This is a genomic window from Nocardia sp. XZ_19_385 (genome assembly GCF_015355755.1).
GTDB lineage: Bacteria > Actinomycetota > Actinomycetes > Mycobacteriales > Mycobacteriaceae > Nocardia.
In genome coordinates, this window is the sequence record NZ_JACVEE010000001.1 from 909854 (window position 1) to 931897 (window position 22044).

The following is a 22044-nucleotide window of genomic DNA, read 5'->3' on the forward strand; positions in this document are numbered from 1 at the left end:
GTATGTCAGTCGCGTTTGGCGAATCCCAGGTCGATGACGGCGTCGCGTTCGGCCGCCAGCTCGGCAGTGCTGGCGTCGATGCGGGCGCGGGAGAAGTCGTCGATGTCGAGGTCTTCGACGATCCGGTAGGTGCCGTCGGCGCAGATCACCGGGAAGGAGCTGATCAAGCCCGCGGGGACGCCATAGGAACCGTCCGAGGGCACCGCCATCGAGGTCCAATCCCCCTCCGGGGTGCCGAGGACCCAGTCGTGGATGTGGTCGAGCGCCGCGCTGGCCGCGCTCGCCGCCGAGGAAGCGCCGCGTGCCTGGATGATGGCGGTGCCGCGCTGCTGCACGGTCGGAATGAAATCCTCGCGGACCCAGGTCTGGTCATCGATCAGGTCGAGGGCGGGCCGGCCGCCGATGGTGGCGTGCGTGATGTCCGGGTACTGCGTGGCGGAGTGATTGCCCCAGATCGCGACTCGCTCGATCTCGGCCGCGGGCCGGCCGGATTTCTTGGCCAACTGCGCGAGCGCGCGGTTGTGGTCGAGCCGGGTCAGCGCGGTGAAGCGCTCCGCCGGCACGTCCGGCGCGTTGCTCATGGCGATGAACGCGTTGGTGTTGGCGGGGTTGCCGACCACCAGCACCTTCACATCGTCGGCGGCGCTGGCGTTGATCGCCTGCCCCTGCTCGGTGAAGATCGGGCCATTGGCGGCGAGCAGATCCGCCCGCTCCATACCCGCCGTTCTGGGCCGCGCGCCGACCAGCACGGCGACGTTCGCGCCGTCGAAGCCGATCCACGGATCGTCGCTGATATCGATGGACTCCAGCAGCGGGAAAGCTCCGTCGTCGAGCTCCATCGCCACGCCCTCGAGGGAGGCGACCGCCGCCGGAATCTCCAACAGCCGCAGCCGCACCGGGGTATCCGGGCCGAGCATCGCGCCGGACGCGATCCGGAACAGCAGACCGTAGGCTATCTGTCCGGCGCCACCGGTCACGGCGACGGTCACGGGCGTTTTCCGGGCGGCAGCGCTGCTCACGACGAACTCCTTGCGATAGAAGGACACTCGCTCGTCAGCCTATCGAGACTCACCGCCGGTGAAAGCTAGGCGTGAGCTACGGAACAGTTGGCGTTGGTCACTCCCTCAGAGCAGTGACGGTGGCAGACTCACAGTCGGTCCGATCCCGGCCGAGATCGGCATTCCGTGCGTGTTTGCAGTGCATGCAAACACGCACTCCATGCGTACCCGCACCCGATGTTTCAAGTGAGCTCGGCGACTTCGCGATCCGACAGCACGATCGGCGAGACGAGATCCTTGCCCCGGGCCAGCTGCACCGCGCGATAGAGCGGCCGCTCCCCTAGGCCCGCGTCCCGGGCTTCGGCCCGCAACTGCTGCACCAGGACCGCGGAAACGGCTACGGCAGCGGCCAATTGGCTCGCGGCGAGGGCATCGGCGAGCTTGCGCAGGCCGAGCAGGTGGAGTTCGCGGCCACTGCCCGCGTCGGTGTACATGGCCAGCGGGATGATCTGGGTGTCCGGTCCTGTGGTGACGCGCAGGACGATTCGGCTCAACCGCCCCGGAAACACCAGTAACTCGACACCATTGGCCGCCGCCACCTCGATCTGCCGCGCGCTCAGGATCCGCTGCGCGTGAATCGTGGTGCCGGTCAGCCACATCCGCCGCCGCCTGGAAGCCAACGCGTAACCGACCGTGGGCGCCCCGACGACCAGCCCGATAGCGAGCGCGACCGGCCAGCTGGCCACCGTGGCCGCCAGCAGTGCGGCACCCACCCCGATGCCCGTGGCGGCCAATGCGAGCCTGCGCAGCATCGGCGCATACACCTCCGGAGCGACCAGATCGAGGCCGATCGGCGAATCCCCCTCCGGCTGCCCAGAATTGCTCTCCACTACCCGAACCCTCTCCGCGACACCACCGCACCCATGGCGCGCAGACACGGTACCGCGCAGGGGGCACGGAATCACCTGGGATTCAACGATTCCTGTCGGCAGGCCGACGTAGGGTGGGCCCACCTCCAGCCGAGGGGCGGTGGGCCTGGTCCCAAACACCGCGCCCAGGAGGGAGGTGGTGGGTATGGCAAAGCATCGCCGGAGAATGCAAGAAGCCCCGGTCGATTACGGCCTGATCGTGATTACAGGAGCCGTCGTCGCCGGGGCAATCTTGCTGGTCCGTTGGATGTGGACCCGTATTTAACCCACCGGGTGGGGCGTCGCTGACACGGCGTCCCACCCCCCAACATCACTCGCGTGACGGTTCGATTTTACAACTCCGCGCGCACGACGTCGATGACCTGATCCAAGGGCACCTGCCGCTGATCACCGGTCGACATGTCCTTCACGCCGATGGTGCCCTCGGCGAGGTCACGATCACCGAGCACGAGGGTGTACCTCGCACCGGACTTGTCGGCGGCCTTCATGGCTCCCTTGACGCCGCGCCCACCGTAGGCGAGGTCGACCCGCACGCCCGCCGCCCGCAGTTGCGCGGCGACGACCACGAGGCGCTGCTTGGCGGCGTCCCCCATGGGCACACCGAATACCTCGCACCGTGCCGGATCGCCCGCCGACTTCCCTTCGGCCTGCAACGCGAGCACCGTGCGGTCGACGCCGAGACCGAAGCCGATGCCGGACAGCGGCTGCCCGCCGAGCTGGGCCATCAGACCGTCGTATCGGCCACCGCCGCCGATGCCGGACTGCGCGCCCAGCCCGTCGTGCACGAACTCGAAGGTGGTCTTCGTGTAGTAGTCCAGGCCGCGGACCATGCGCGGGTTCACCACGTACTGCACGCCGAGCGCGTCGAGATAGCCGAGGACCTGATCGAAGTGCGCCTTCGCGGACTCGGAGAGGTGATCGATCATCAGGGGCGCGTCCGCGGTCATCTCGCGCACGGCCGGGCGCTTGTCGTCGAGCACGCGCAGCGGGTTGAGCTCGGCGCGGCGGCGGGTCTCCTCGTCGAGCGGCAGTTTGAACAGGAACTCCTGCAGCAGCTCCCGATACTGCGGACGGCAGGTGTCGTCGCCGAGCGAGGTGAGCTCCAGGCGGAAACCGTCCAGTCCGAGCCCGCGGTAGCCCGCGTCGGCGATCGCGATCACTTCGGCGTCCAGCGCCGGATCGTCGACACCGATAGCTTCCACACCGACCTGCTGCAACTGCCGGTAGCGCCCCGCCTGCGGCCGCTCGTAGCGGAAGAACGGACCCGAGTAGACGAGCTTCACCGGCAACTGCCCCCGATCGAGCCCGTGCTCGATAACCGCCCGCATCACACCGGCGGTGCCCTCGGGCCGCAGCGTCACACTGCGATCGCCCCGATCGGCGAAGGTGTACATCTCCTTGCTGACCACATCCGTGGACTCCCCGACCCCGCGCGCGAACAGCCCGGTGTCCTCGAAGATCGGCAGCTCGATATGCCCGTATCCGGCCAGTCGGGCGGCCCGGATGAGGCCGTCGCGCACCGCGACGAACTCGGCCGAACCGGGTGGCACGTAATCCGGAACCCCCTTCGGGGCGGAGAAGCTGCTGGTCTTGGTCACGGTGGCAAGTTTCCACCACCGCGCCCACCGAAGTCCAACCGGTTTGCCCGGGCGCGTTCTTCGAGAAGTCCGAGATGTCGTCCAGGAATGTTTTGCCAGGACACCAGGACCTGTCGGTGGCTAGTGGAATGCTGCGGGTTGTGGCGCGACACATGGCGTTCCGGTACTGCCTCGATCCGACGGTCGAGCAGCGAAAATCTATGTCTCGGCACGCCGGGGCAGCTCGGTTCGCTTACAACCACAGCTTGGCCACCGTCAAAGCCGCGCTCGATGCCCGCAAGATCGACCCTACGGCCCGAGTGCCCTGGACACGATTCGACTTGATCAACGAGTTCAACAACTGGAAGCGGTCGGCTGAGGCCGGCCGAGTATTCATTGTCGACCCAGCTGGGACAGCCGCGGTCGTGGCCGTCGGCCTGGTCTGGCGCCACGAGGTATCAGCGCAAGTGTTCGAGGAAGCGGCAGTCGATCTCGGACGGGGCCTTGCGGGGTGGTCGGATGCGCGGACGGGAAAGCGGGCCGGCCGAGCGGTCGGATTTCCGCAGTTCAAGAAGAAAGCCGTATCCGCCCCGTCATTTCGCTTCCGAAACAAGCACGTTCCCGCTAAGCGCCCACCTATCCGCGTTGGCGACCGAGGTATTCCACGGTCGATACGCCTGCCGGGCATCGGCCGAATACGGGTCCGCGAGAACACTCGATCACTGCGGCGATTGTTGCGTAAGGATCGAGCGCGGATCCTGTCCGCGACGGTGTCGGAACAGGGGGGTCGCTGGTGGGTGTCGCTAGCTTGTGAGTCCTCGGATCTGCATCCCGCCCGCCGTCACCCGGTCCGCGATGACAGCGACAACACGGGGTGGGTAGGGGTGGATCGAGGCCTGTCGGCGCTCCTGGTCGCCGCTTCCAGTGACGGGACGGAAGTCGCCCGCGTCACTGAAACCCCGAGACCATTGAGCACAGGGATGCGGGTGCAGCGACGCCGCGCCCGCGACGTGACGCGCAAGCAGAAAGGATCAGCTCGGCGTGCAAGAGCCATTGCACGGCTGGCGCGACATCATCATCGTGTCCGCAATATCCGCACCCATTTTCTGCACCAGGTCTCGAACGCACTGGTCAATACCCACGACCGGCTCGTCCTCGAGAACCTGAACATTGCGGGAATGGCGCGCAACCACCACCTCGCCCGTGCGATCAGCGACGCCGGATGGGGCGAGTTCGCTCGCCAGGTCACCTACAAGCAACAGTGGCGTGGCGGTCAGATCGCGACTGCTGATCGGTGGTTCGCCTCCAGTCGGCGGTGTTCGGCCTGCGGGGATATCAACGAGAAACTGACATTGGCGGACCGGGTGTACTCCTGTAGGTGCGGGCATCGCCTGGACCGTGATCTCAATGCCGCTGTAAACCTCGCTGCCTGGGGCGAGCGACATCACCGAATTCAGGTCCGGGAGCCCGAAGCGCGAGCCCCGGTAAAAAATGTTCGTGGACAGGACGGCTCTGGCCCACACACCGATGTGGGTGAAACCAGCCTGGTAGAAGCGGAAACCGACACTCATTCGGCGCCTGCCGGGCGAGCCGAGGACGTCCGAGAAGGACGGTGTCTGAGAACTCTCAGGTGTTCCCACGACATGCTGCCAGGTGGGGATGGCACACTCTTACCCCGAACGGAACGGAAAACGGGAGGAACGTGGTAGTGCCGACCAACGAACAGCGACGAGCGGCGGCTAAACGCAAGCTCGAGCGCCAGCTGGCCAACCGTGCCGACAGGGCGCGCAGGCGCAAGCAACTGACCATCGCCGGATCGGTACTCGGCGTGGTCGTCGCGGTAGCGGCCGCCACCGGCGTGTATTTCCTGACCAAGGGTGATGACAAGAAGGACGACACGGCTCAGCCGGATGCCTCGCTGACCGCGGCCGCGCCGCCGGCCGCGAAGCCCAAGGCGGATCTGGTCACCTGCACCTACTCCGACAGCGCGAAGCCGGCCGACAAGCCGGCGACCAAACCGGAGAAGGCGGAGGTGCCCACCACGGGACCCAACGCCAAGATCAGCATGAGCATGGATACCAGCGTGGGCCCGATCGGGCTGACGCTGAACAACGCCGAGTCGCCGTGCACGGTCAACAGTTTCGTCAGCTTGGCCAAGCAGAAGTACTTCGACGGCACCTCCTGCCACCGGATGACCACCGGCGAGGGCCTGAAGGTGCTGCAGTGCGGTGACCCGACGGGTACCGGAATGGGCGGTCCCGGTTACCAGTTCGCCAACGAGTACCCGACCGATCAGTACGCCGCCGAGGATCCGAGCGCGCAGATGCCGGTCGACTACAAGCGCGGCGTGCTCGCCATGGCCAACGCCGGCCCGGGTACCAACGGCAGCCAGTTCTTCGTCGTCTACGGCGACTCGCAGTTGCCGCCGCAGTACACGATCTTCGGATCGGTGGACGAGAACAGCCTGGCCACCCTGGACAAGATCGCCGCGGGCGGCAGCGACGACGCGAACGGCCCCGGTGACGGCAAGCCGCTCACGCCGGTGGAGATCCAGTCGGTGCAGCTCGACAACTGATCGGCAACACTCCGATCAGAGGCATTGACTTCGGGCCCGGTACCGCACAGGTACCGGGCCCGTGTCGTATCCCCAGGTAGATCGCCAAAAGGCAAGGCACACCTAATCATCCGGTTAGGGGACCCTTAAACCTGATTTCCTCCTGAACTTCCCGATGCATGACGGAATTGTGCGATATATGCTGGATCCGGCACGTCCAAGCGGTTGGTGCCGGCGGTTCTCGGGTAATCTCGAACCAAGGAGTACACGTAGCGTAGCCATCCCTAAATCAGATGGGCGATCCCCTTAGGGAAGCCGCGACACGAGTCCTCTGGGTGTCCACGTTTGCAGGCGGGGCATTGTCCAACGGGCTACAGTTCGCGTGGCGATGTCCGGACGAAGCACCACAACATCCATAGTGATCACTGCAGCATCGGGGAGCAGCCATGTCCGAGGAACTGGACGACATCGGCCGGGAGACCGCGGCCATGATGAGGACTATGTTGCAGCTTGCGACCCTTGTCGCGCTGCGTACCCGCGAGCGTGGTCAGAAAGAAGCCGAAGCTCGCGTCAAGGTCACCGAGGCCCGGATCAAAGAGGCCCGGGAGCTCCAGATCCGCGAGGCCCGCGACTCCAAGGCGAAGGACCCGCGCAACGTAGAGCTCGCGCGCATGGTCGAGAAAGCCGTACCGGCCAAGGGTATTTCGCTGGAGAAGGACCGATTCTCCGCGCAAGCCGAAGCCACGCGCATGGCGGCTACCGCGAGCGCGGCCAAGCAACCACTCGTCCGTTACGACTCCCAGGAACGCCGCCAGGCCATCGCGGCCCACCTCTCCCGCCTGGGGGTGGCGCCGGAACTGGCCGCGGTACGGATGCTCATCGAAGTAGGGCAGGCGCAGCCGCCCGAAGAGGCCGTCCGCAAGCGCAACGAGGAAGCCCGCGCCGTCGCGTCGCGGGGCCGGGAAGTCGAAGCCCGCGGCCTGGAACGCGTCCGGCAGTAGCTCCCCCGCCGAAAGCAAACGCCCGCTGCTCGCAGCGGGCGTTTTACTTTGTGCGGCAAACGATTACATGCGGAAATCGCCGATGGTCGGATCGCCGAACATGCCCTGCGCCGGAGACTTCAGGGGTAACGGGCTCAGCATGTCCTTGTGACCGTTGCGGACGCTGCAGTACTTGAACGGCCCGCGCGGATCGAACAGCTTGGTCATGTGCGGGTCCGCGTGGTCGAGGAACCAGATGCTCAGTCCGGTACTGGGTTCCAGCCGGAAGTGCTCCCAGCTGCGCCACAGCGCGTCCAGCCGCGCCACCGCCTCGGCATGCTTCCACCACTCCGGACACCACACCGTCTCGCTGATGTCGGTGACCTGACGCCGGTAGACCAGGCTCAGATAGTTTTCGACGAACTCCACGACATTGGTGTAGATCATCGGTTGTTGCTGCTGTTCGGTCATCGCTGCGCCTCGCTGACGCTCGGCTTCGCGCTGCCCGACGGTGCTGCGTTTTCGGTGCTTTCGCTTCGCTCAATCACAGGGGCCGAACCTCCTCTACTTGCCCGGAGTCTCGAGGCGGAACGACTTTGGTCAGCTTGGGCGAGCCGATCAAGTCGGAAATCGTGGTCTTGCGGGTCGGATCATGCTGCGCGATCGACGCCTTGATCTCGTTAGCGTAGTCGCCTTCCCACCACGGAACCGTGCGAACCAGGACGGCCGGCTGGCCGGAGGTGAACACGATCGCGCGCCCCTTGGGCAGGGTGGTGAGTCCGTGCACGGTGAACGTCTTCGACGCACCGAGTGAACGCGAATAACTCTTGCCGCCTTTGGATTCCGAGACCGAGGAAGAGATCGATTCGTACTCGCCGATGGCTTCGGAACGGTCGCGCAGGAAGTTCATATCGTCGACGCCGCTGCCGAGCACCTTGATGTTGGCCGCCGACCACAGCGCGAGCATGCCCGCGTCACCCCAGCAGCGCGCACCCTGCGCCCAGGACTGCAACACCGTCATCACGACGATGCCGCGAGAACCGAAGTGGCTGTACTGCTTCGGCAGGTCCTTCCAGCGCACCACGTTCGCGGCCTCGTCGAGCACCGCGAGCAACGGGATGGGCAGGCGGCCGCCGGGCGAGCGCGACGCCTTGCGCATGGCCACGTCGACCACCGCTTCGGTGAGCGCGCTGACCAGCGGGGCGGCCGAGCCGCGACCTTCCAGGGAGAGGCTGTAGAGGGTGCCGTTGCGTTCCACGAACTCCAGCTCGTCGAACTGGCGGCGGTCATCGCCGGGCAGCACCCACGGGTGCACGTTGGACAGCTGCAGGCAGCGAATCATCTTCTTCGCGGTGCCGAAAATGCCGCTGCGCGTGCGGGGATCGGCGTTGTACTGCATGGCCAGACCGGAGGCCGTGTAGTCGTGGCTGGCCCCGCGCAGCAGCTCGACGGGTTCGGTGTCACCGGGGTTGGTGACCCAATCCCACACCTGCACGATGGGCCGGCGCGCTACCGCCGCGGCCAGGAACAGCGCCGCCAGCAGATCTTCGGCCTCCAGGTCGAAGAAGGCGTCTTGGGACGGGGCGTCGGAACCGTTGTCGGCATCGGCGAAATGGCCGGCCAGTCGCTGTGCGCGCATCTCACAGCCCGCCCGGCGCGCGTCCACCCAGTCCAGGGGATTCCAGTACCAGGTGGGGTCCTCGTCGGCGACCCCCTGCGGGTCGAAGACATAGGTGGGGCTGCCTTTCGCCTCGCGCACGTCGCGGGTCGCGTCGACCACGTCCCGCTTGTTGGAGGTGGTGAGCACCGGGCCGATGGCGGACAGGATCGCCGGGATCACCCGGGAGGTCGACTTGCCCTGGCGCGGACCCCAGATGTCGAGATGCAGGTCCTCGTAGGAGCCGTAGAGCATGGTGCCGTCGGCGACGCTGATCCCGATGGGCACCCCGGGTGCGTCTTTGTAGCCCAGCTTCATGCCGAGCTGCTCGGCCTTCTCCCGCACGCCGGCTTCGGTGAGCGCGGCGATGGCGCCACCGCTGCCCATGTAGCCGGCCTTGTCGTCCACGGGCAGTTTGCCTTTGGTCTGTTTCTTGGCCATCCGCTTGCGCACCAGCACGAAGGTGACGAGCAGCGCCGCGACCAGCAGCACGATGACCGTGGAGGGTTTGGGCCAGGTCAGTTGCCCGCGGACCAGTTCGGCCACGATGGCGATCGGGTTGACCGGTATGTCCTGCCGGACCACCGCGAGCGCGTTGCCGAGATGCAGCGCGACCCACAGCACGCCCAGCATCGACAAGCCGATGTAGATGAGGATGAGGGCGGGATCGGGACCGACCGCCGCCGGGTCTGTCACCTTCTTCTTTTTAGCCATGTCCTGCCTCCTCGATCCTTTCTGCCAAGACGCTCGGTGCCGAAACGTGTTGTGTGTCAGCGGTATGCGTCGAGCCGCCAGCCCGCGGGCGTGCGCACCACCGTGGCGATCACGGTGCTGGGCGGCAGCGCTTCCTTGCGCCCGTTCGGGTAGACCACGGTCTGTTCGATGCCGATCTTGTACTGCTCGGTGTCCGGGTCGACGCCGGTGGGCGGCTTCTCCCCCGACGCGAAGGTGAAGGCCTCGACGACGGCTTTCGCCCGAGCCCAGTCCGCCCACTGCAGCGTCACTTTCGGCGCGGTTTCGATCGGGACGGGCACGGTGGTCGTCGTCGGCGCGGCGCTGGTTGTCGGCGCCGCGGTGGTCGCGAAGGGACCGACACCCGTCGCCCGGGTCGTGCTGGGCGCGGTCGTCTCGGCGGTGGTCAGCGCCGGTTGCGCGTCGAGTACGCGGATCAGGCTGGGGCCCAGCCATTTCCGCGCCCGTTCCAGGGAGGCGCCCGGGGCTTCACCGGCGGGGCGCCAGGTGAAGATCTCCCGCAGCGCCGTGACCGCGACACCGTCGGGGGTGACCGGATCCGGCGCGGGGACAACCTCGAGCAACCGTGTGGTGGACGTAGCCGACTGGGACGCACCGGAATTCGCGCCGTCGTCGCGCGAGCAGCCCGCGCCGAGCACCGCCACGCTCACCACCAGCATCACCACCAGTCTCGCCGCTTGCGACTGCTTGCCAGGTCGCTCGAAGGGGTCAGTTGCGATCGGATTACCGGACACAGAACTCCTGTACTTCCAGGCTAACCGTCCGGACCGGCACTGTGCGGGTCCGTGCCCAACTCGCGGCCCGGCGTGTTTCACAGCACCCTCCTGGCGCGCGCGTCGCCGGGCACCGGCACCTCGCTGACTCCGGCGGCGCCGGGCACGGCCTGGATCATCGTGCCGTTGCCGGAATAGATTCCGACCTCGGCGGGCCCGCGCGGTCCGAACGAGCTGAACACCAGATCGCCGGGCTGGATTTTGCGCATCGACACTTCGGCGCCTGCCTCCCACTGTTGTTCGACGGTGCGGGCCAGGGTGACGGTCCCGGAGGACGCCGCGAAGACCGCCGCGGCGGTGAGTCCCGGACCGTCGAGTCCGCCACTGCTGGGTCCCTGCGGACCCCCCGCGCCCCAGACGTAGGGCGTGCCGAGCCAGTCGTGCGCGGCCTCCACGATCTGCGCGCCGCCCGCGCCCTCCTCCGGGGTGAAGCGGCCTTGCGAACCGGGCGACCGGTACTGCGGCTCCATCGCGAGGATGTTGCGGACGTAGGGCTGGGTCTCGGAGATATGCGCCGCATACTGATTCGGCATACCGCCGGAGGCGAGCACCGCGCCCTCACCGGCGTTGTAGGCGGCCAAGGTGAGTGCGGTGAGGTCGCCCTGCACCCGCCCCTGGGAGATCCACTCGCTGACCTTCCCGGCGATGGCGCACATGTAGCGGCCCTGGCCGATGATGGCGTCACCGTCGTCCCACACGCTGGCCACGCCGTTGCCGTCGGCGTCGATCACATACGGCTGCCCGTCGTCGGGATTGGTGGAGGCGGCGGTGCCGGGCAGGAACTGCGCCAGACCCTGCGCGCCCGCCGGTGAGGTGAGGCCGCGCCGGAACCCGGACTCCTGCTTGGCCTGTGCGGCCAGCAGCGAGGGGGTGACCTCCGGGCACAGCGAACCCGCGCGGCGATACCAGATCTCGAGCTCCTCGGGCACCTTCCCGTCGGCGAGCAGGCCGCCCTGGGTGCCGAAGCCGCGGCTGCACCGCGGGTCGTTCGAATACCATTGCGCGCCACCGAGATCCGGGGTCGGCGCGCCGTCCAGCCAGGGCAGCGGGTCGATGTGGCGGCCGCCGGTGAACCGGCCGCCGGGCACGATCTCGAAATGCAGGTGCGGGCCGCTGGATTCGCCGGCCGAACCGACCAGGCCGATCTGCTGACCGGCGGCCACGGTGTCGCCGACGCGCACCAGCACACCGTTGTCCCACATGTGCCCGTACACCGCGGAGTAGCCGCGCCCGTTGGTGTCGATGGAGTCGACCACGATCCAGTTGCCGAAGCCCGAAGCCGGGCCCGCCGCAACGACTTTCCCGTCGGACACCGAGAAGATCGGGGTGCCGTCGGTGGCCGCCATGTCGACGCCCTTGTGGTCGCCGCCGCGCGAGCCGTAGGTGTCGGAGACCGTGAAGGTGCCCGTGGCCAGGGGCAGCGTCCGATTGATCGGCCCGATGCCGGCGGCCAGCGACGGCGTGCCGGTCACGGTCGGATTCGTCTGTGTCGCACCGGGATCGGGCGGGGCGGTCGCACCGGCGCGGGGATCGCCGGGCGCCCAGCCACCCAGCGGCGGCAGTGCGGTCTGTGAGGTGCCCAGCACGGCGGAACCCTCACAGGGATCCTCGACCGAGGGCAGCACGACTACCAGCACCAGGGCGATCAACCCCACCACAATGCCCATGGCGAACCACAGGATGCCTTTGGCGTTCATCGCAGGCCGCGTTTCACGTTCGGCGGCGGGCTTCGTTGAGGGTGTCTGCCAGGGTGCGGTTCATTTCCGCGGCGGCGGCCAGTTGTTGTTGCAGGAGCGCTACTTTGCGGCGCAGGGCGGTCGCGTCCAGGCGATCGAGGCCCGGCCCCTCGGTGGCGCGGACCCAGTTGCGCACCGAGTTGGTGTGGACGCCGATCTGCTCGGCCACCACACGGCAGGCTTCCGATTCGCTGCGGAGCTTGCCGGTGAGCGCGATGACCTGCTCGACGGCGGCCTTGCGCACTTCCGGCGACACTCTCCGATACGACCTGTGCGGCATCATAATTGCGTCCTTCTCATGCCGCGCTCCCCGGCGAATCCGTCCCGCGCGCAGTGGATTCGGTGAACTCACTGAAGCGCGAGTTGGTGTCGTGGATGCCACTCTCCCGCTCGGACAAGGTGAACTCCATATGGAACGGAATACCGGGGCGGCGGTCTTCGCCGATCTTGATGAGGAACTTGCCGGTGCCGGGCGGCGAGGGCCGCTGCTGGCCGGGCTTGAGCGCCTCACCGGTCAGCGCCTGCGGCGCGGACCAGCCGGTCACCATCTCGGTTTCGGCGGAGGTGAACGGCACGATGCTGTCCAGGCGCTTGACCTCTTCGCCCGGTAGCGCGCCGAAGATCTTGGCGCGGGCGCGTTCCAGGAAGCCCAGCGCCTTGGCGATGGCGGCTTCGGAGCCCAGGGCCTGCAGGTCCTTGATGGTGTGGCTGATCATGATCAGCGAGGTGGCGATGCCGCGCTGCAGCCGGGTCAGCTCGTCGACGCGGTCGACCATGAAGTCACCGAGCCCGAGTACCTGCCACAGCTCGTCCATCACCACCTGGAAGTAGCGCTGCGGGCCGAGATCCGCGTCCGACAGCACGTGCGCGGCTTCGACCGAGGCGAACCCGTCGGCCCAGCAGGCCAGCATCACAGCGGCTTTGAGCTTCTTGTCGCCGGTCGGGATGTGCGAGACGTCGATGCAGACAGCGACGGCGCTGGTGTCGATCGGCACCGAGGTCTGGCCGTTGAAGATGGCCCCGAACGGGCCCTGGGTGAGCGCGCGCAGCGAGCGGCGCAGGCCCTTGATCGCGTTGTTGTATTCGTCGACATCGTCGGCGCCGGCGTCGAGCCGGAGTTCGTCACCTCCCGCGACGATCACGTCGAGCAGGTTCTCCATGATCGGCGGCTGATCCGGGGTGTAGCCGCTGCCCGGCTGATAGAGGACGCGCAGCGCGGTGGCGATGAGGGTTTCCTCGTAGTCGCGTACGCGCGCGCCGCGCACCAGCTCGACCAGACCGGCGATCAAGGTGACCTGGCGGGCCCGGAGGTCTTGCAGCACTTGCAGTTGCAGCGGCGGGAACTCGTCCAGCATCGGCACCACCGAGCCGAGCACGCCCGCGGCCAGCGGGTTCAGTTTGCCGTGGCCGTAACCCAGGTCGATGACCTGACCGCCGACCAGTTCCACCATCTTGCGGTAGTCGGGCTTCACATCGGCCAGGATCAGCGGGGTGATGCCCTGCGCGATGCCGCCGAGCACGATCCGGCGCACCAGCGAGGACTTGCCGAAACCGTTGAGTCCCAGCACGAAAAGGCTCGGCGCGGTGATGAAGCTGCCGCGCAGGAACCAGTTCATCGGGTCGAAGCAGACCGGGGCGCCGGTGTGCAGGTGCGAGCCGAGCGGGGTGCCGATCAGCGGCGCGCCCGCGCCCACCGACCAGGGCCACAGGCCCGCGACTTGCGCTGTGGTGGCGCGGTATTCGACCGGGCGGCCGACCACGTTCATCCGGCCGCCGCCCGCGCCGGCGAAGCCGCGGTCGGTGAGTTGCGCTGTGCTGCGGTCGAACCCGTCGACGATGACCTGCTCGGCGCGGGCGAGGTAGTTGCGGCGCCGGATGTCGTCGGTGCGCACCCGGAAGGCGGCCCAGGCGGCGCGCAGACCGTTGCCTTCCCGGCTGACAGCTTCCAGCCGGGCGCGAGTGGCGTCGTCGAGCAGCGCCGGGCCCTGCTTGGTTCGCCGGTCCGCCTTGGCTTTCGCGCGCAGGGCCGCCTTGTCCATATAGGGCGTGCCCATGGCGCGGTCGGCGGCGTAATCGACCTTCGGCGCGCGGGGCGCCTTCTTGTCCTTGCGGGACTGCGGCTCGACCCGGGCCTTGGCGTGCCGAGCCGCTTGCTCCGCGCGCCCCGCCTGCTCCACCCGCGTGGCCCGTTCGCCGCGCGTCGGACGCGGCGTCGCGGAGTCCCGGGACGGCTTCCCGGTATCCGCCCGACCCGCGGAACCCCTTGGTACACGGGGCTTCTCGGTTTGGGGGCGGTCGGTGCGCGGCCGCGCGGCATCCGGACGCGGCCGGCGCTCCCCGGTCTCGCGCGCCGCCCGGCGCTCCCGCTCGGCCAGTTCCTCGGCCGTTCGACGACGATCCGGACCGGGCCCGGCGGGCTCGGCCTCGCGCGGCGGCCTACGGTCGGGCATCTCCTCGATCCCCGAGCGCTGCCGCACCCGCGGCCCCTCGGCTTGGCCGGGCCGGTCCCCTGCGGGCAACAACGTCCACTCCTCGTCGCGGTGCTTGCGGCGGGCCGGAGCCTCGTCGCGCCCGGACGTGGTCGACTCGGCCGTGGTCGAACCCCCCGGCTCGGTGCCGGGGCCGCGCAGATCGTCGTCGTGGTCCATGAATCGCCTACCCCGCCAATGCCTTCGGAATGGTCGCGTGCTCCGGCAGGATCACCCCGCAGCCGAGCGAAGCCGCGAAGGCCGCCGACTGGTAGCGGTAACACCGCCGGATCTTCAAACGCGCCTGTGTGGACAGGTCGCGCGTGATGGCTTCGATGCGTGGCAGATCACCGCGCAGCGGCTCGGTGATGGTCACCAGCGCACCGAAGCGGGTCACACCGTGACCCCGGGCCTGCTCCTCGCGGGCCTGCTGCGTGGCGCCCACCCGCAGCGTCGCCGCCGCCGAGACGACACCGCGTTCGCTCTGCTGGGCGACGAGAGCGTTCTTGAAGTCGTCGTCGACGATCTCGGCGGCGTCGGCCGCCGAATGCGGCCGGTACACGATGGCGATGCGCTTGCGCGGCACCTCCGGGTTCGGCGCGAGCAGCCGCTGCAGCACCCGCTCGTCCACCGCGCCCTCGGGGGCGGCGTCCATCTCCCAGGTGACCGAACGGCCGCCGTCGTGGATCAGGTGGTCCCACTTCTCGTCGTGCGAGACCGGGCCCGCGTCGGCCCAATCCAGCCCGTGCCCTTCGGGATCCGACGCCGCGACCTCGAGATCGGCCTGCGAGGCCGGATCGTAGGAGCGGCGGATGAAACCGATCACCTCGTCGGCCGACATCGGCTGGGCGCGCACGCCCGCCTCGGCCAGGGCCGCGCAGATGCCGGGCAGCCGCCGGCCGATCTCGACGGCTTCCTCGGCCGGGTTCTTACGACGCTCGGCGGTGGTGGCCTTGAAGGTGATCGCCACCCGCGGCAGCAACTGCACCCGCTCCTGCGGCAGTTCGGTGGCCAGCTCGTACATCACCTGCTGGGCCAGCTCCGGGGCGTCCGGGCGGGTGATGGTGGAAACCTCGGTGAGCAAACGGTTTCCGGTCTCGGGCACGGTGTCGATGACCGGCACCACCGCCACGATGTCGGAGGTCTGGCCGACCGAGGCCAGGAAGGTGCCCCACGCCGAGACCCAGCGGTCGATGACCGGCTGATCGACCGCCTCGTGACCCTGCGGCCAAGCCCGCAGAACGACTGTGTACTGGGCGAACTGGGGCAGGTGGATCATGCCGAAGCTGTAGCCGCCGGCGTCGATGCCCTCGTACAGCTTCGACGGAGCCAGCAGGCCGGGCAGCCGGGTGACGCCGCCGGGGATCCGGGAGAACCGGCCACCGCGGTACACGTGCTCGCCGCGCTTACGCGAGCGCATCCAGTTGAACATCATTATTCCTGTCTCGTATCCGGAGCGCCCTCCGGTTCGCCACACCAGTGGAACCATCACCAGAACGCCGAAACCGCCGACGATCAAACCCCATTTGAAGCCGCCGACCATGGCCGTGATCAGCGCCGTGATCACGACCACGAAGCCGATCACGGTCTCCTCCCAGCGCAGGCCGAAAAGGCCCGCGCTGCGCGGCTTCTGCCAGAGCCCGTAAGAGCGGCGCTCGTAGGTATCTGTCATCGTCATCGCGGAATGGTGCTCCTCCCGAGGTCGGGCGAACGATTCGCCCAACGGTCACCGGCCATATCACCCATGCTTTGTTCGGCATTGCTGATCCCGCTCGTCGCGGCTCTGGCCGCACCGATCCGGCCGGCCGCACGCGCCGCACCGGACGATACGGCCGTCGCGCCCGCAGGCCCAGAGGCGCGCGGAGCTTCACCGCCGCCGGCCGCTTGGCCGCCACCGCCGCCGGGGCGGGGAGGCGGGACCGGGCGGGGTGGGCCACCGCCGCCGCGCGGACCGCCCGCGCCACCCGGCGGGCCGGTGCCGCTGCCGCTCACGTAGCCCGGAGAGCCCGCCGCCGCAGTGCCTTTCACGCCGACCGCCTTGGTGCCCATGGCGCCCAGCGCGGCCGCGGCGACCAAGGTACCGCCCGCCGCGGTCAGACCGGAACCACCGGAGCCGACGATCGCGACCGCCGGGGTGACCAGGCGCATCAGCGCGGGCAGCACGAACGCGACACTGCAGAGCAGCACGATCGCGACCAGCATGCGTTGCGCCTCTTCGCCTTCGGGCAGACCGGTGGTGGAGGTGAGCCCGTCGACGTGACCCGCGGTGGTGAAGGCGATCATGTAGACGATCGCCGCCACCGGTTTATAGAGCATGAACGCGATGATCCAGCCGACCAGCTTCTGGTAGGAGTTCTTGCCGATGTCCATGCCGGACGACGCCGCCGCCAACGGCAGCACACCGGCCGCGACTATCAGCAAACCCTGCCGCACGATGGCGAGGATGATCTGTGCGAGCGCGCCCAGCAGGCCGACGATCGCGATGATCAAGACCAAACCTGGTGAAAATGCTTGCAGCTTCGAGGTTTTCACCATCAGCTCGGCCAGATCCTTGGCGTTGCCGTTGGTGGAGTCCTCGATGATCCACTCCGAGAAGCGGTCCGAGGCCTGGGTCCCCGCGACGATGATCGCGCCGAGCATCCAGGAGGAGAACACCACCCGGGCGAACATCCGGAAGCCCTCTTCCGCCTCGCCGGACACACCGCCGCGCCGGGCCGCGGCCAAGCGGCCGCCGGAGATGATCACCGAGGCTATCAGCAGCATGATCTGTATCTGATAGGTGTAATCGTTGATTTTGGTGAAGAGCGAACCACCATCGCTGGCAGCCTCGTTCGGCACTTTCATCCAGAACGTCAGCGCCAGGATGAGCGCCTCGCCGAGGCCGTTCATCAGCGAGTCGACGACCTTGCCGAAGGTGGAATCCCAGGCCTTGTCGCGGACGGCGGCGGCGGCGTCGCCGGGGTGCGTGGTGGCGTTGCCGCCCTTGCACACCGCGGACGCGAGATCACCGAGCGACGGCGTGCCCGGGATACCGACACCGTCGAGGGTGTCGTGAATCTCGTTGCACTGCTGGTCGAAACCGTAGGTCTGGCCGTAGGCCACGGTCGGTGTCGCGACCATCACGGTGAACATCACCGCGAGGATTGTGATGAGCTTCTTCACCATGGCGTCCACCCCGTCAGCGTCGTAATGGTTTCGGTTTGCGGTCTACCGTCCGGACCGGGTACCGACTTCAATCGCCAATCACCGTCGATCCACACCACTGTCAAACGCGTTGCCACCCATCTGATGCCGCCGCCCTCGCCCGCCTGGGCGCGAGTAGCGATGCGCATTGTCGCCTGCTCCGGCGTGTAGCTCTCGATCTGGAAGGCGTCCGAGGCCACCAGCCATTTCGCCGCCGATTCCGGAAGCTGTTCCGGCACACCGCCTTCAGACAGCTTGGCTTGATAGGCCGCCTGCTCCTGCGCGGTCAGCACCATCTGCCGCGCACGCAGCTCGCGGTCTGCCGGACGGGCGTTGGCGCGGTACATGATCTGCGCGCCGGCCAGGATCGCGCCCTGCGGTGTATGGCTGTAACCGAGGGCGAGGCCGTCCACGACCCGCGCCGGGCCGTCCGAGGTGGAGAAGGGCAGCGAGACGCCGTAGACGCGCTGCCAGCCGCCCTCGCTGTGGGTACCGGCCGGTGCGGCGGTCAGCCAATCCGGGTCGGCCGACTTGCGCTGCTGCGCGGCGTTCTGCGGAAGTGGTTGGCCCGCAGGGTTTTTCGGGATGTCGACCCGGCGTCCGAAGACATCGACCGCCGCGCCCGCGAAGCCGACCGGGGTGGGGGCCGTGGTCGCGTTGAGCGGACCGGACGACGCGTTCGTCGCCAGGACCCGGTCGCCTTCGGACTCGTTGTCGCGCAGGGCCGACACCGTCACGCCCACCGCGACGAGTACGGCGACAGCCGCCGCCAAGCCGATCAGCGTCAGCCGGGAGCGTCGCACGCCGGTACGGGGGCCGCGGGTCACCATTTGGTCCATCCCGCCAGCGACTCGATCATCTCGGTCTGCGAACCGCTGGACGTGGCGGGCTTGAGCCGCCAGTCCCCCGCGTCCCACACCATCACCAATCGCATGGCCGCCCAGACCTGCCGGCCGTCGACGACGGGTCCGCGAGTGGCGAGCTGGAGGATGGCGAGGTCGTCGGCGTAGTTCTCGATCTTGAACGCGTCGGAGGCGACGAAGTATCGCGTCACCTTCTCCGGCTGCTGCTTCGGCAGCCGGTTCTCGTTCAAAGCCTTGTCGTACGCGGCGATCTGCTGCGCGGACACGCGCACCTGGCGCACATACAGGTCGCGGTCGGCCGGGCGCGCGTTGAGCCGGTAGGTGATCTGCGCGGCGGCCAGCGCGGCGCCCTGCGGCGTGTGCGCGTAACCGACGGCCAAGCCGTCTTCGATGCGCGTGGGTCCGTCGGAGGTGGAGAACGGGACCGACGCCCCGTACACCCGCTGCCAGCCCTGCGGCTGGGTGGTGCCGGCGGGCGCACCGGTCAGCCAATCCGGGTCCGAGGGCTTGCGCTGCCGACCGGGATCCTGCGGAAGCGGTTGTCCCGCAGAGTTGTTCGGGACGTCCACGCGCCGGCCGAAGAGGTCGACCTCGGGGTCGGTGAACCCCTGCCCGGTGCCGGCGTTCGCGGCGGCCGGGTCCTCGATCGGCCCGCTCTGGTCCCGCGTGAAGAACATGACGGCGCCGACGATCACGATGAGGGCAAGCACCGCGGCGGACGCGATCGCGCCGAAGGAAACCCGGTCGCGCGGGTACGCCGGCTCCTTCTCCTTCGCGTTCATGGCTTCGGTGCCTCCAACTTGACGATGTCGCTCGGTAATTCGGTGATCGCGTCGATGGGCCGGGTGGTCGAGCCCGGATCGGGCAGGCGCAACCGCCAGTCGTCGAGGAACCATTCGACGGTGGTGTGGTTGACCGCCCTGGAGCCGTCGGAGTATTCGGTGTAGATGTCGGTCGCCGTTTTCTGCGAGGTGTAGCCGGTGATTTTGTAGCCGAGCAGGCGGGGCGCGTATTCGGGCGAGGCCGGTCCGGTGATGGACAACTGCACGCGGTTCACCGACCATTCGTCGCGGGCGGGCCCGGGGACGACCTCTTTTGCGATGACTTTCGCCCACTGGTTGTCCGGGGCCACCGACATCCGCACGGTGTGGGTGATCGCCGCTACCGCGGCGCCGGCCGGTGTCCGCGCGAAACCCGTCGCGGCGCCGTCGGCGGTCGACTTCGGGCCCTGGTCGGTGTGCGGCAGTGCGACACCGTGGTAGCCCTGCCAGCGGACGCCGCTGGGCCCAGCGTTGATATCGGGTGACGAATCATCATTGCCGGAGCCGCAGCCGGCGACCAGAGCCAGCATCGCGAAACCGATCAGCCCGGCCGCGGGCCGGTTGAGGGCCCGCCGCCGAACGGCGTTGTCACCCACGGTCTTTGTCATGTCGGTAGGAACGCCAATGCGATCCCCGACGCCGTGCTAGCGACCGTCGCTCCGATCAGGCTCATCAACACTCCGTGGGTGGCGTCGTTGACCGCCATATCGCTGCGGAAGGCGATCCAGAGGCGGCCCGCGGAGAAGATCATCCAGGCCAGGCAGATCAGGAGCACGAACCACAGCAACCAGTTCAGCAGCTGCATCAGCGGTTCCAGGACCTCCGAGGGCAGCTGCTTGTAGGCCAGTGTCACAGTATTGGTCATCAGGTACCTATTAGGGCGTTCATGATGGTGCCCGCACTGGTGGCGATGACGCCACCGATCATGGCTCCGGCCACCATCTTCGGCGATTCCAGACCGCCGCCGGTCCATTTCTCCCAGGCGAACTTGCCGCCCGCGTACACGATTCCGCAGATGCCCGAGAGCAGCACGAACCAGGTGAGGTAGCTGACCAGCTGCAGGAACTTCTCCGACCCCGGCGGCGCCTCGGGGGTCGGGTTACCGACCTGGGCCAGCACGGTGCCGTACGTCTCCTGCACGGCGAGGAGTAATGAGCTCATCGGGTGCCTTTCTCGAAATCCGAAGGTTCGGCGACCGGACTCACGGCTCCTCCCCCTCTTCGAAAGCTGTACGGGCGTCGATCTTTTCGCGAACGGTGGCGACAATATCGGCACCGATTTCGCGGACCTCCAGCGGTACCTCCGCGAGCGGATCGATCTTGCGTTTGCGTTCCGGGAGCGGGTCGCCCGGCGACCACACGGGCAGCGCGTCGGCTTCGACCAGGGTCCATTCCTCGTACCACGGGACCTGCCACATCGGCCCGGCCAGCGAGCCGACGACGTCGCGATAGCGCCGGATCTCCACCGGCATCCGGCCCGGTCTAGCGGCGACGGTGATCAAACCGAGTACCTCCGAGGGGCCGCCGAAACCGAAGTGGTGCTGGCGCAACAGATCATGGGCGCGGGTCAGGCCGGCGATGGTCTCGCGGGCCACCAGCACGACATAGGGGGATTCCCGCTCGAAGACACCGGGCCAGCGACGACTGGAATCCGCCGCGGGCGCGAGCACGTGCGCGAGCGTGGTGGCGCCGGCGCCGCCGTGTACGCCCAGCAACCACACCAGCGGGGCGCGGCCGATACCGGGCACGGGACGCTCCCACACGGGCGCACGACGGGATTCCGGCGGGGCGACTACACCCGCCGGCTGCGGAGTTTGCTTGCGCAGACCTAGTTTCGACATGGCGGCGGTCATGATGCCACCCCCGCGAGTAGGCGCCCATAGGCTCGTCGGGTCTCCGGCGCCAGCGCCGAGTGCCGGACCAGTTCGCCGCGCGCCAGGTGCGGATCGTAGGGAATCTCGCGGATATCGCGGACCCAGCCGGAGAGGTGTTCACGCAAATGATCGGCAATGCGTGATTCGGCGCCTGGAAGCTGATGCGAGATCACAATGGTGGTGTCACCCACGATGCCGCCCCCTTGTCCTTCGGTAGCGTCCCCGTACTGGTCGTCCAGCCATTCCAGGGTGACGCGCAACCTGTTCGCGGCGTCGGCGCGGGCCGGAATGGCAAGCACCAGAGCCACATCGGAATCATCTAGGAGCGGACGTAGTTGCCGTCCGGCAATCGCGCTGCCGCCGTCGTAGACCCCGGTGAACCCGGCGTCGTCGATGGCCCGCGCCACCGTGAGGTAAGTCGCACGACGGCGCAGCGGCGCCGCGTCCCGCCAGAGCAGGCCGATGCCCGAGGTCGCCAGCGAGAGGCACTCCTTCACCGGTGCGGGTTCGTCGTTGCCGCGCCCGTACAGCCATGACTGCAAGCTGATCGGATGCAGGTGTTCATCGGCCCCGCGCAGGGCGATATCGCTGCCCGCGGCGGTCGCGTCCACCGCCACCGTCGGCGTGCCCGCCATGCCCAATTCACCCGCGATTCCGAGCGCGGTCGTGGTGACGCCCGCGCCGCCGCAACCGCCGACCACCAGAATCGGGCGCTGCGAAGGCTGCGTGTCGGATTGTTCCTCGGTGCCTGCCGCGCCCCCGCCGCCTTGCTTGTTCCGCCTCAACCGCACCACCGGAGCTTTCGACCGCGCGGGCTTGCTCGCCGCCGCACCCGCCTCGGGTGTGTCGTCGAGCCAGCGGCTCCAGTCGTCTCCCATC

Annotated in this window: 21 protein-coding genes; 3 read left to right on the plus strand and 18 right to left on the minus strand. The window is 68.1% G+C overall.

From position 1 onward, the window contains the following. Positions 1 to 5 precede the first annotated feature (5 nt). The 3 genes from IBX22_RS04180 to hisS form a co-directional block, all read right to left on the minus strand. Positions 6 to 1019 (minus strand): malate dehydrogenase, encoded by a 1014-nt coding sequence (locus tag IBX22_RS04180; protein WP_194814046.1) that lies wholly within the window; start codon positions 1017 to 1019, stop codon positions 6 to 8. Between the two features lie 221 nt (positions 1020 to 1240). Further along, positions 1241 to 1888, minus strand: coding sequence for a hypothetical protein (locus IBX22_RS04185; protein WP_194814047.1), 648 nt, complete (start codon positions 1886 to 1888; stop codon positions 1241 to 1243). 371 nt (positions 1889 to 2259) lie between these two features. Beyond that, entirely contained in the window at positions 2260 to 3525 is a 1266-nt protein-coding gene (gene hisS, locus IBX22_RS04190; RefSeq protein WP_194814048.1) for a histidine--tRNA ligase, read from the minus strand. A 152-nt stretch (positions 3526 to 3677) separates the two neighbouring features. Here hisS and IBX22_RS38470 point away from each other — a divergent pair, with 152 nt between their 5' ends. From IBX22_RS38470 to IBX22_RS04205, 3 genes are all read left to right on the plus strand, one after another. Beyond that, complete coding sequence (locus tag IBX22_RS38470; protein WP_194814049.1) at positions 3678 to 5213, plus strand: RNA-guided endonuclease TnpB family protein; 1536 nt, start codon at positions 3678 to 3680, stop codon at positions 5211 to 5213. Continuing rightward, a complete protein-coding gene (locus IBX22_RS04200; RefSeq protein WP_194814050.1) occupies positions 5213 to 6079 on the plus strand; it encodes a peptidylprolyl isomerase in 867 nt (288 codons plus the stop codon). Before IBX22_RS38470 ends, IBX22_RS04200 begins: the two co-directional genes overlap by 1 nt. 425 nt (positions 6080 to 6504) lie before the next feature. Further along, positions 6505 to 7059, plus strand: coding sequence for a hypothetical protein (locus IBX22_RS04205; RefSeq protein ID WP_194814051.1), 555 nt, complete (start codon positions 6505 to 6507; stop codon positions 7057 to 7059). A 63-nt stretch (positions 7060 to 7122) separates the two neighbouring features. On the opposite strand, the gene IBX22_RS04210 is transcribed toward IBX22_RS04205, so the two are convergent. The 15 genes from IBX22_RS04210 to IBX22_RS04280 all read right to left on the minus strand — a co-directional run bounded on the left by IBX22_RS04210 (position 7123) and on the right by IBX22_RS04280 (position 22043). Continuing rightward, complete coding sequence (locus IBX22_RS04210; RefSeq protein WP_228538180.1) at positions 7123 to 7509, minus strand: DUF4913 domain-containing protein; 387 nt, start codon at positions 7507 to 7509, stop codon at positions 7123 to 7125. A 73-nt stretch (positions 7510 to 7582) separates the two neighbouring features. Then, on the minus strand, positions 7583 to 9409 hold the full coding sequence (locus IBX22_RS04215; protein WP_194814052.1) for a type IV secretory system conjugative DNA transfer family protein: 1827 nt from the start codon (positions 9407 to 9409) through the stop codon (positions 7583 to 7585). A 56-nt stretch (positions 9410 to 9465) separates the two neighbouring features. After that, positions 9466 to 10107, minus strand: a complete 642-nt coding sequence (locus tag IBX22_RS37270) for a hypothetical protein (RefSeq protein ID WP_228538181.1) — start codon at positions 10105 to 10107, stop codon at positions 9466 to 9468. 152 nt (positions 10108 to 10259) lie between these two features. Next, positions 10260 to 11918, minus strand: coding sequence for a peptidoglycan DD-metalloendopeptidase family protein (locus IBX22_RS04225; protein WP_194814053.1), 1659 nt, complete (start codon positions 11916 to 11918; stop codon positions 10260 to 10262). 13 nt (positions 11919 to 11931) lie between these two features. Continuing rightward, positions 11932 to 12213, minus strand: coding sequence for a transposase (locus tag IBX22_RS04230; RefSeq protein WP_309234417.1), 282 nt, complete (start codon positions 12211 to 12213; stop codon positions 11932 to 11934). Positions 12214 to 12253: 40 nt separating this feature from the next. Continuing rightward, complete coding sequence (locus IBX22_RS04235; protein ID WP_228538182.1) at positions 12254 to 14605, minus strand: hypothetical protein; 2352 nt, start codon at positions 14603 to 14605, stop codon at positions 12254 to 12256. Between the two features lie 7 nt (positions 14606 to 14612). After that, complete coding sequence (locus IBX22_RS04240; RefSeq protein ID WP_194814055.1) at positions 14613 to 16103, minus strand: SCO6880 family protein; 1491 nt, start codon at positions 16101 to 16103, stop codon at positions 14613 to 14615. Continuing rightward, a complete protein-coding gene (locus IBX22_RS04245; RefSeq protein ID WP_194815571.1) occupies positions 16100 to 17590 on the minus strand; it encodes a hypothetical protein in 1491 nt (496 codons plus the stop codon). The genes IBX22_RS04240 and IBX22_RS04245 overlap by 4 nt, the downstream gene beginning before the upstream one ends. Then, a complete protein-coding gene (locus tag IBX22_RS04250; RefSeq protein ID WP_228538183.1) occupies positions 17584 to 18447 on the minus strand; it encodes a hypothetical protein in 864 nt (287 codons plus the stop codon). The genes IBX22_RS04245 and IBX22_RS04250 overlap by 7 nt, the downstream gene beginning before the upstream one ends. Next, entirely contained in the window at positions 18432 to 19253 is an 822-nt protein-coding gene (locus IBX22_RS04255; protein WP_194814056.1) for a hypothetical protein, read from the minus strand. Before IBX22_RS04255 ends, IBX22_RS04250 begins: the two co-directional genes overlap by 16 nt. Further along, a complete protein-coding gene (locus IBX22_RS04260) occupies positions 19250 to 19900 on the minus strand; it encodes a hypothetical protein (RefSeq protein WP_228538184.1) in 651 nt (216 codons plus the stop codon). The genes IBX22_RS04255 and IBX22_RS04260 overlap by 4 nt, the downstream gene beginning before the upstream one ends. Next, entirely contained in the window at positions 19897 to 20157 is a 261-nt protein-coding gene (locus IBX22_RS04265) for a hypothetical protein (protein ID WP_194814057.1), read from the minus strand. The genes IBX22_RS04260 and IBX22_RS04265 overlap by 4 nt, the downstream gene beginning before the upstream one ends. Then, positions 20157 to 20453 (minus strand): hypothetical protein, encoded by a 297-nt coding sequence (locus tag IBX22_RS04270; protein ID WP_194814058.1) that lies wholly within the window; start codon positions 20451 to 20453, stop codon positions 20157 to 20159. Before IBX22_RS04270 ends, IBX22_RS04265 begins: the two co-directional genes overlap by 1 nt. Positions 20454 to 20493: 40 nt before the next feature. Further along, on the minus strand, positions 20494 to 21144 hold the full coding sequence (locus IBX22_RS04275) for a hypothetical protein (RefSeq protein WP_194814059.1): 651 nt from the start codon (positions 21142 to 21144) through the stop codon (positions 20494 to 20496). Beyond that, positions 21141 to 22043, minus strand: coding sequence for a hypothetical protein (locus IBX22_RS04280; RefSeq protein ID WP_194814060.1), 903 nt, complete (start codon positions 22041 to 22043; stop codon positions 21141 to 21143). Before IBX22_RS04280 ends, IBX22_RS04275 begins: the two co-directional genes overlap by 4 nt. Position 22044 lies beyond the last annotated feature (1 nt).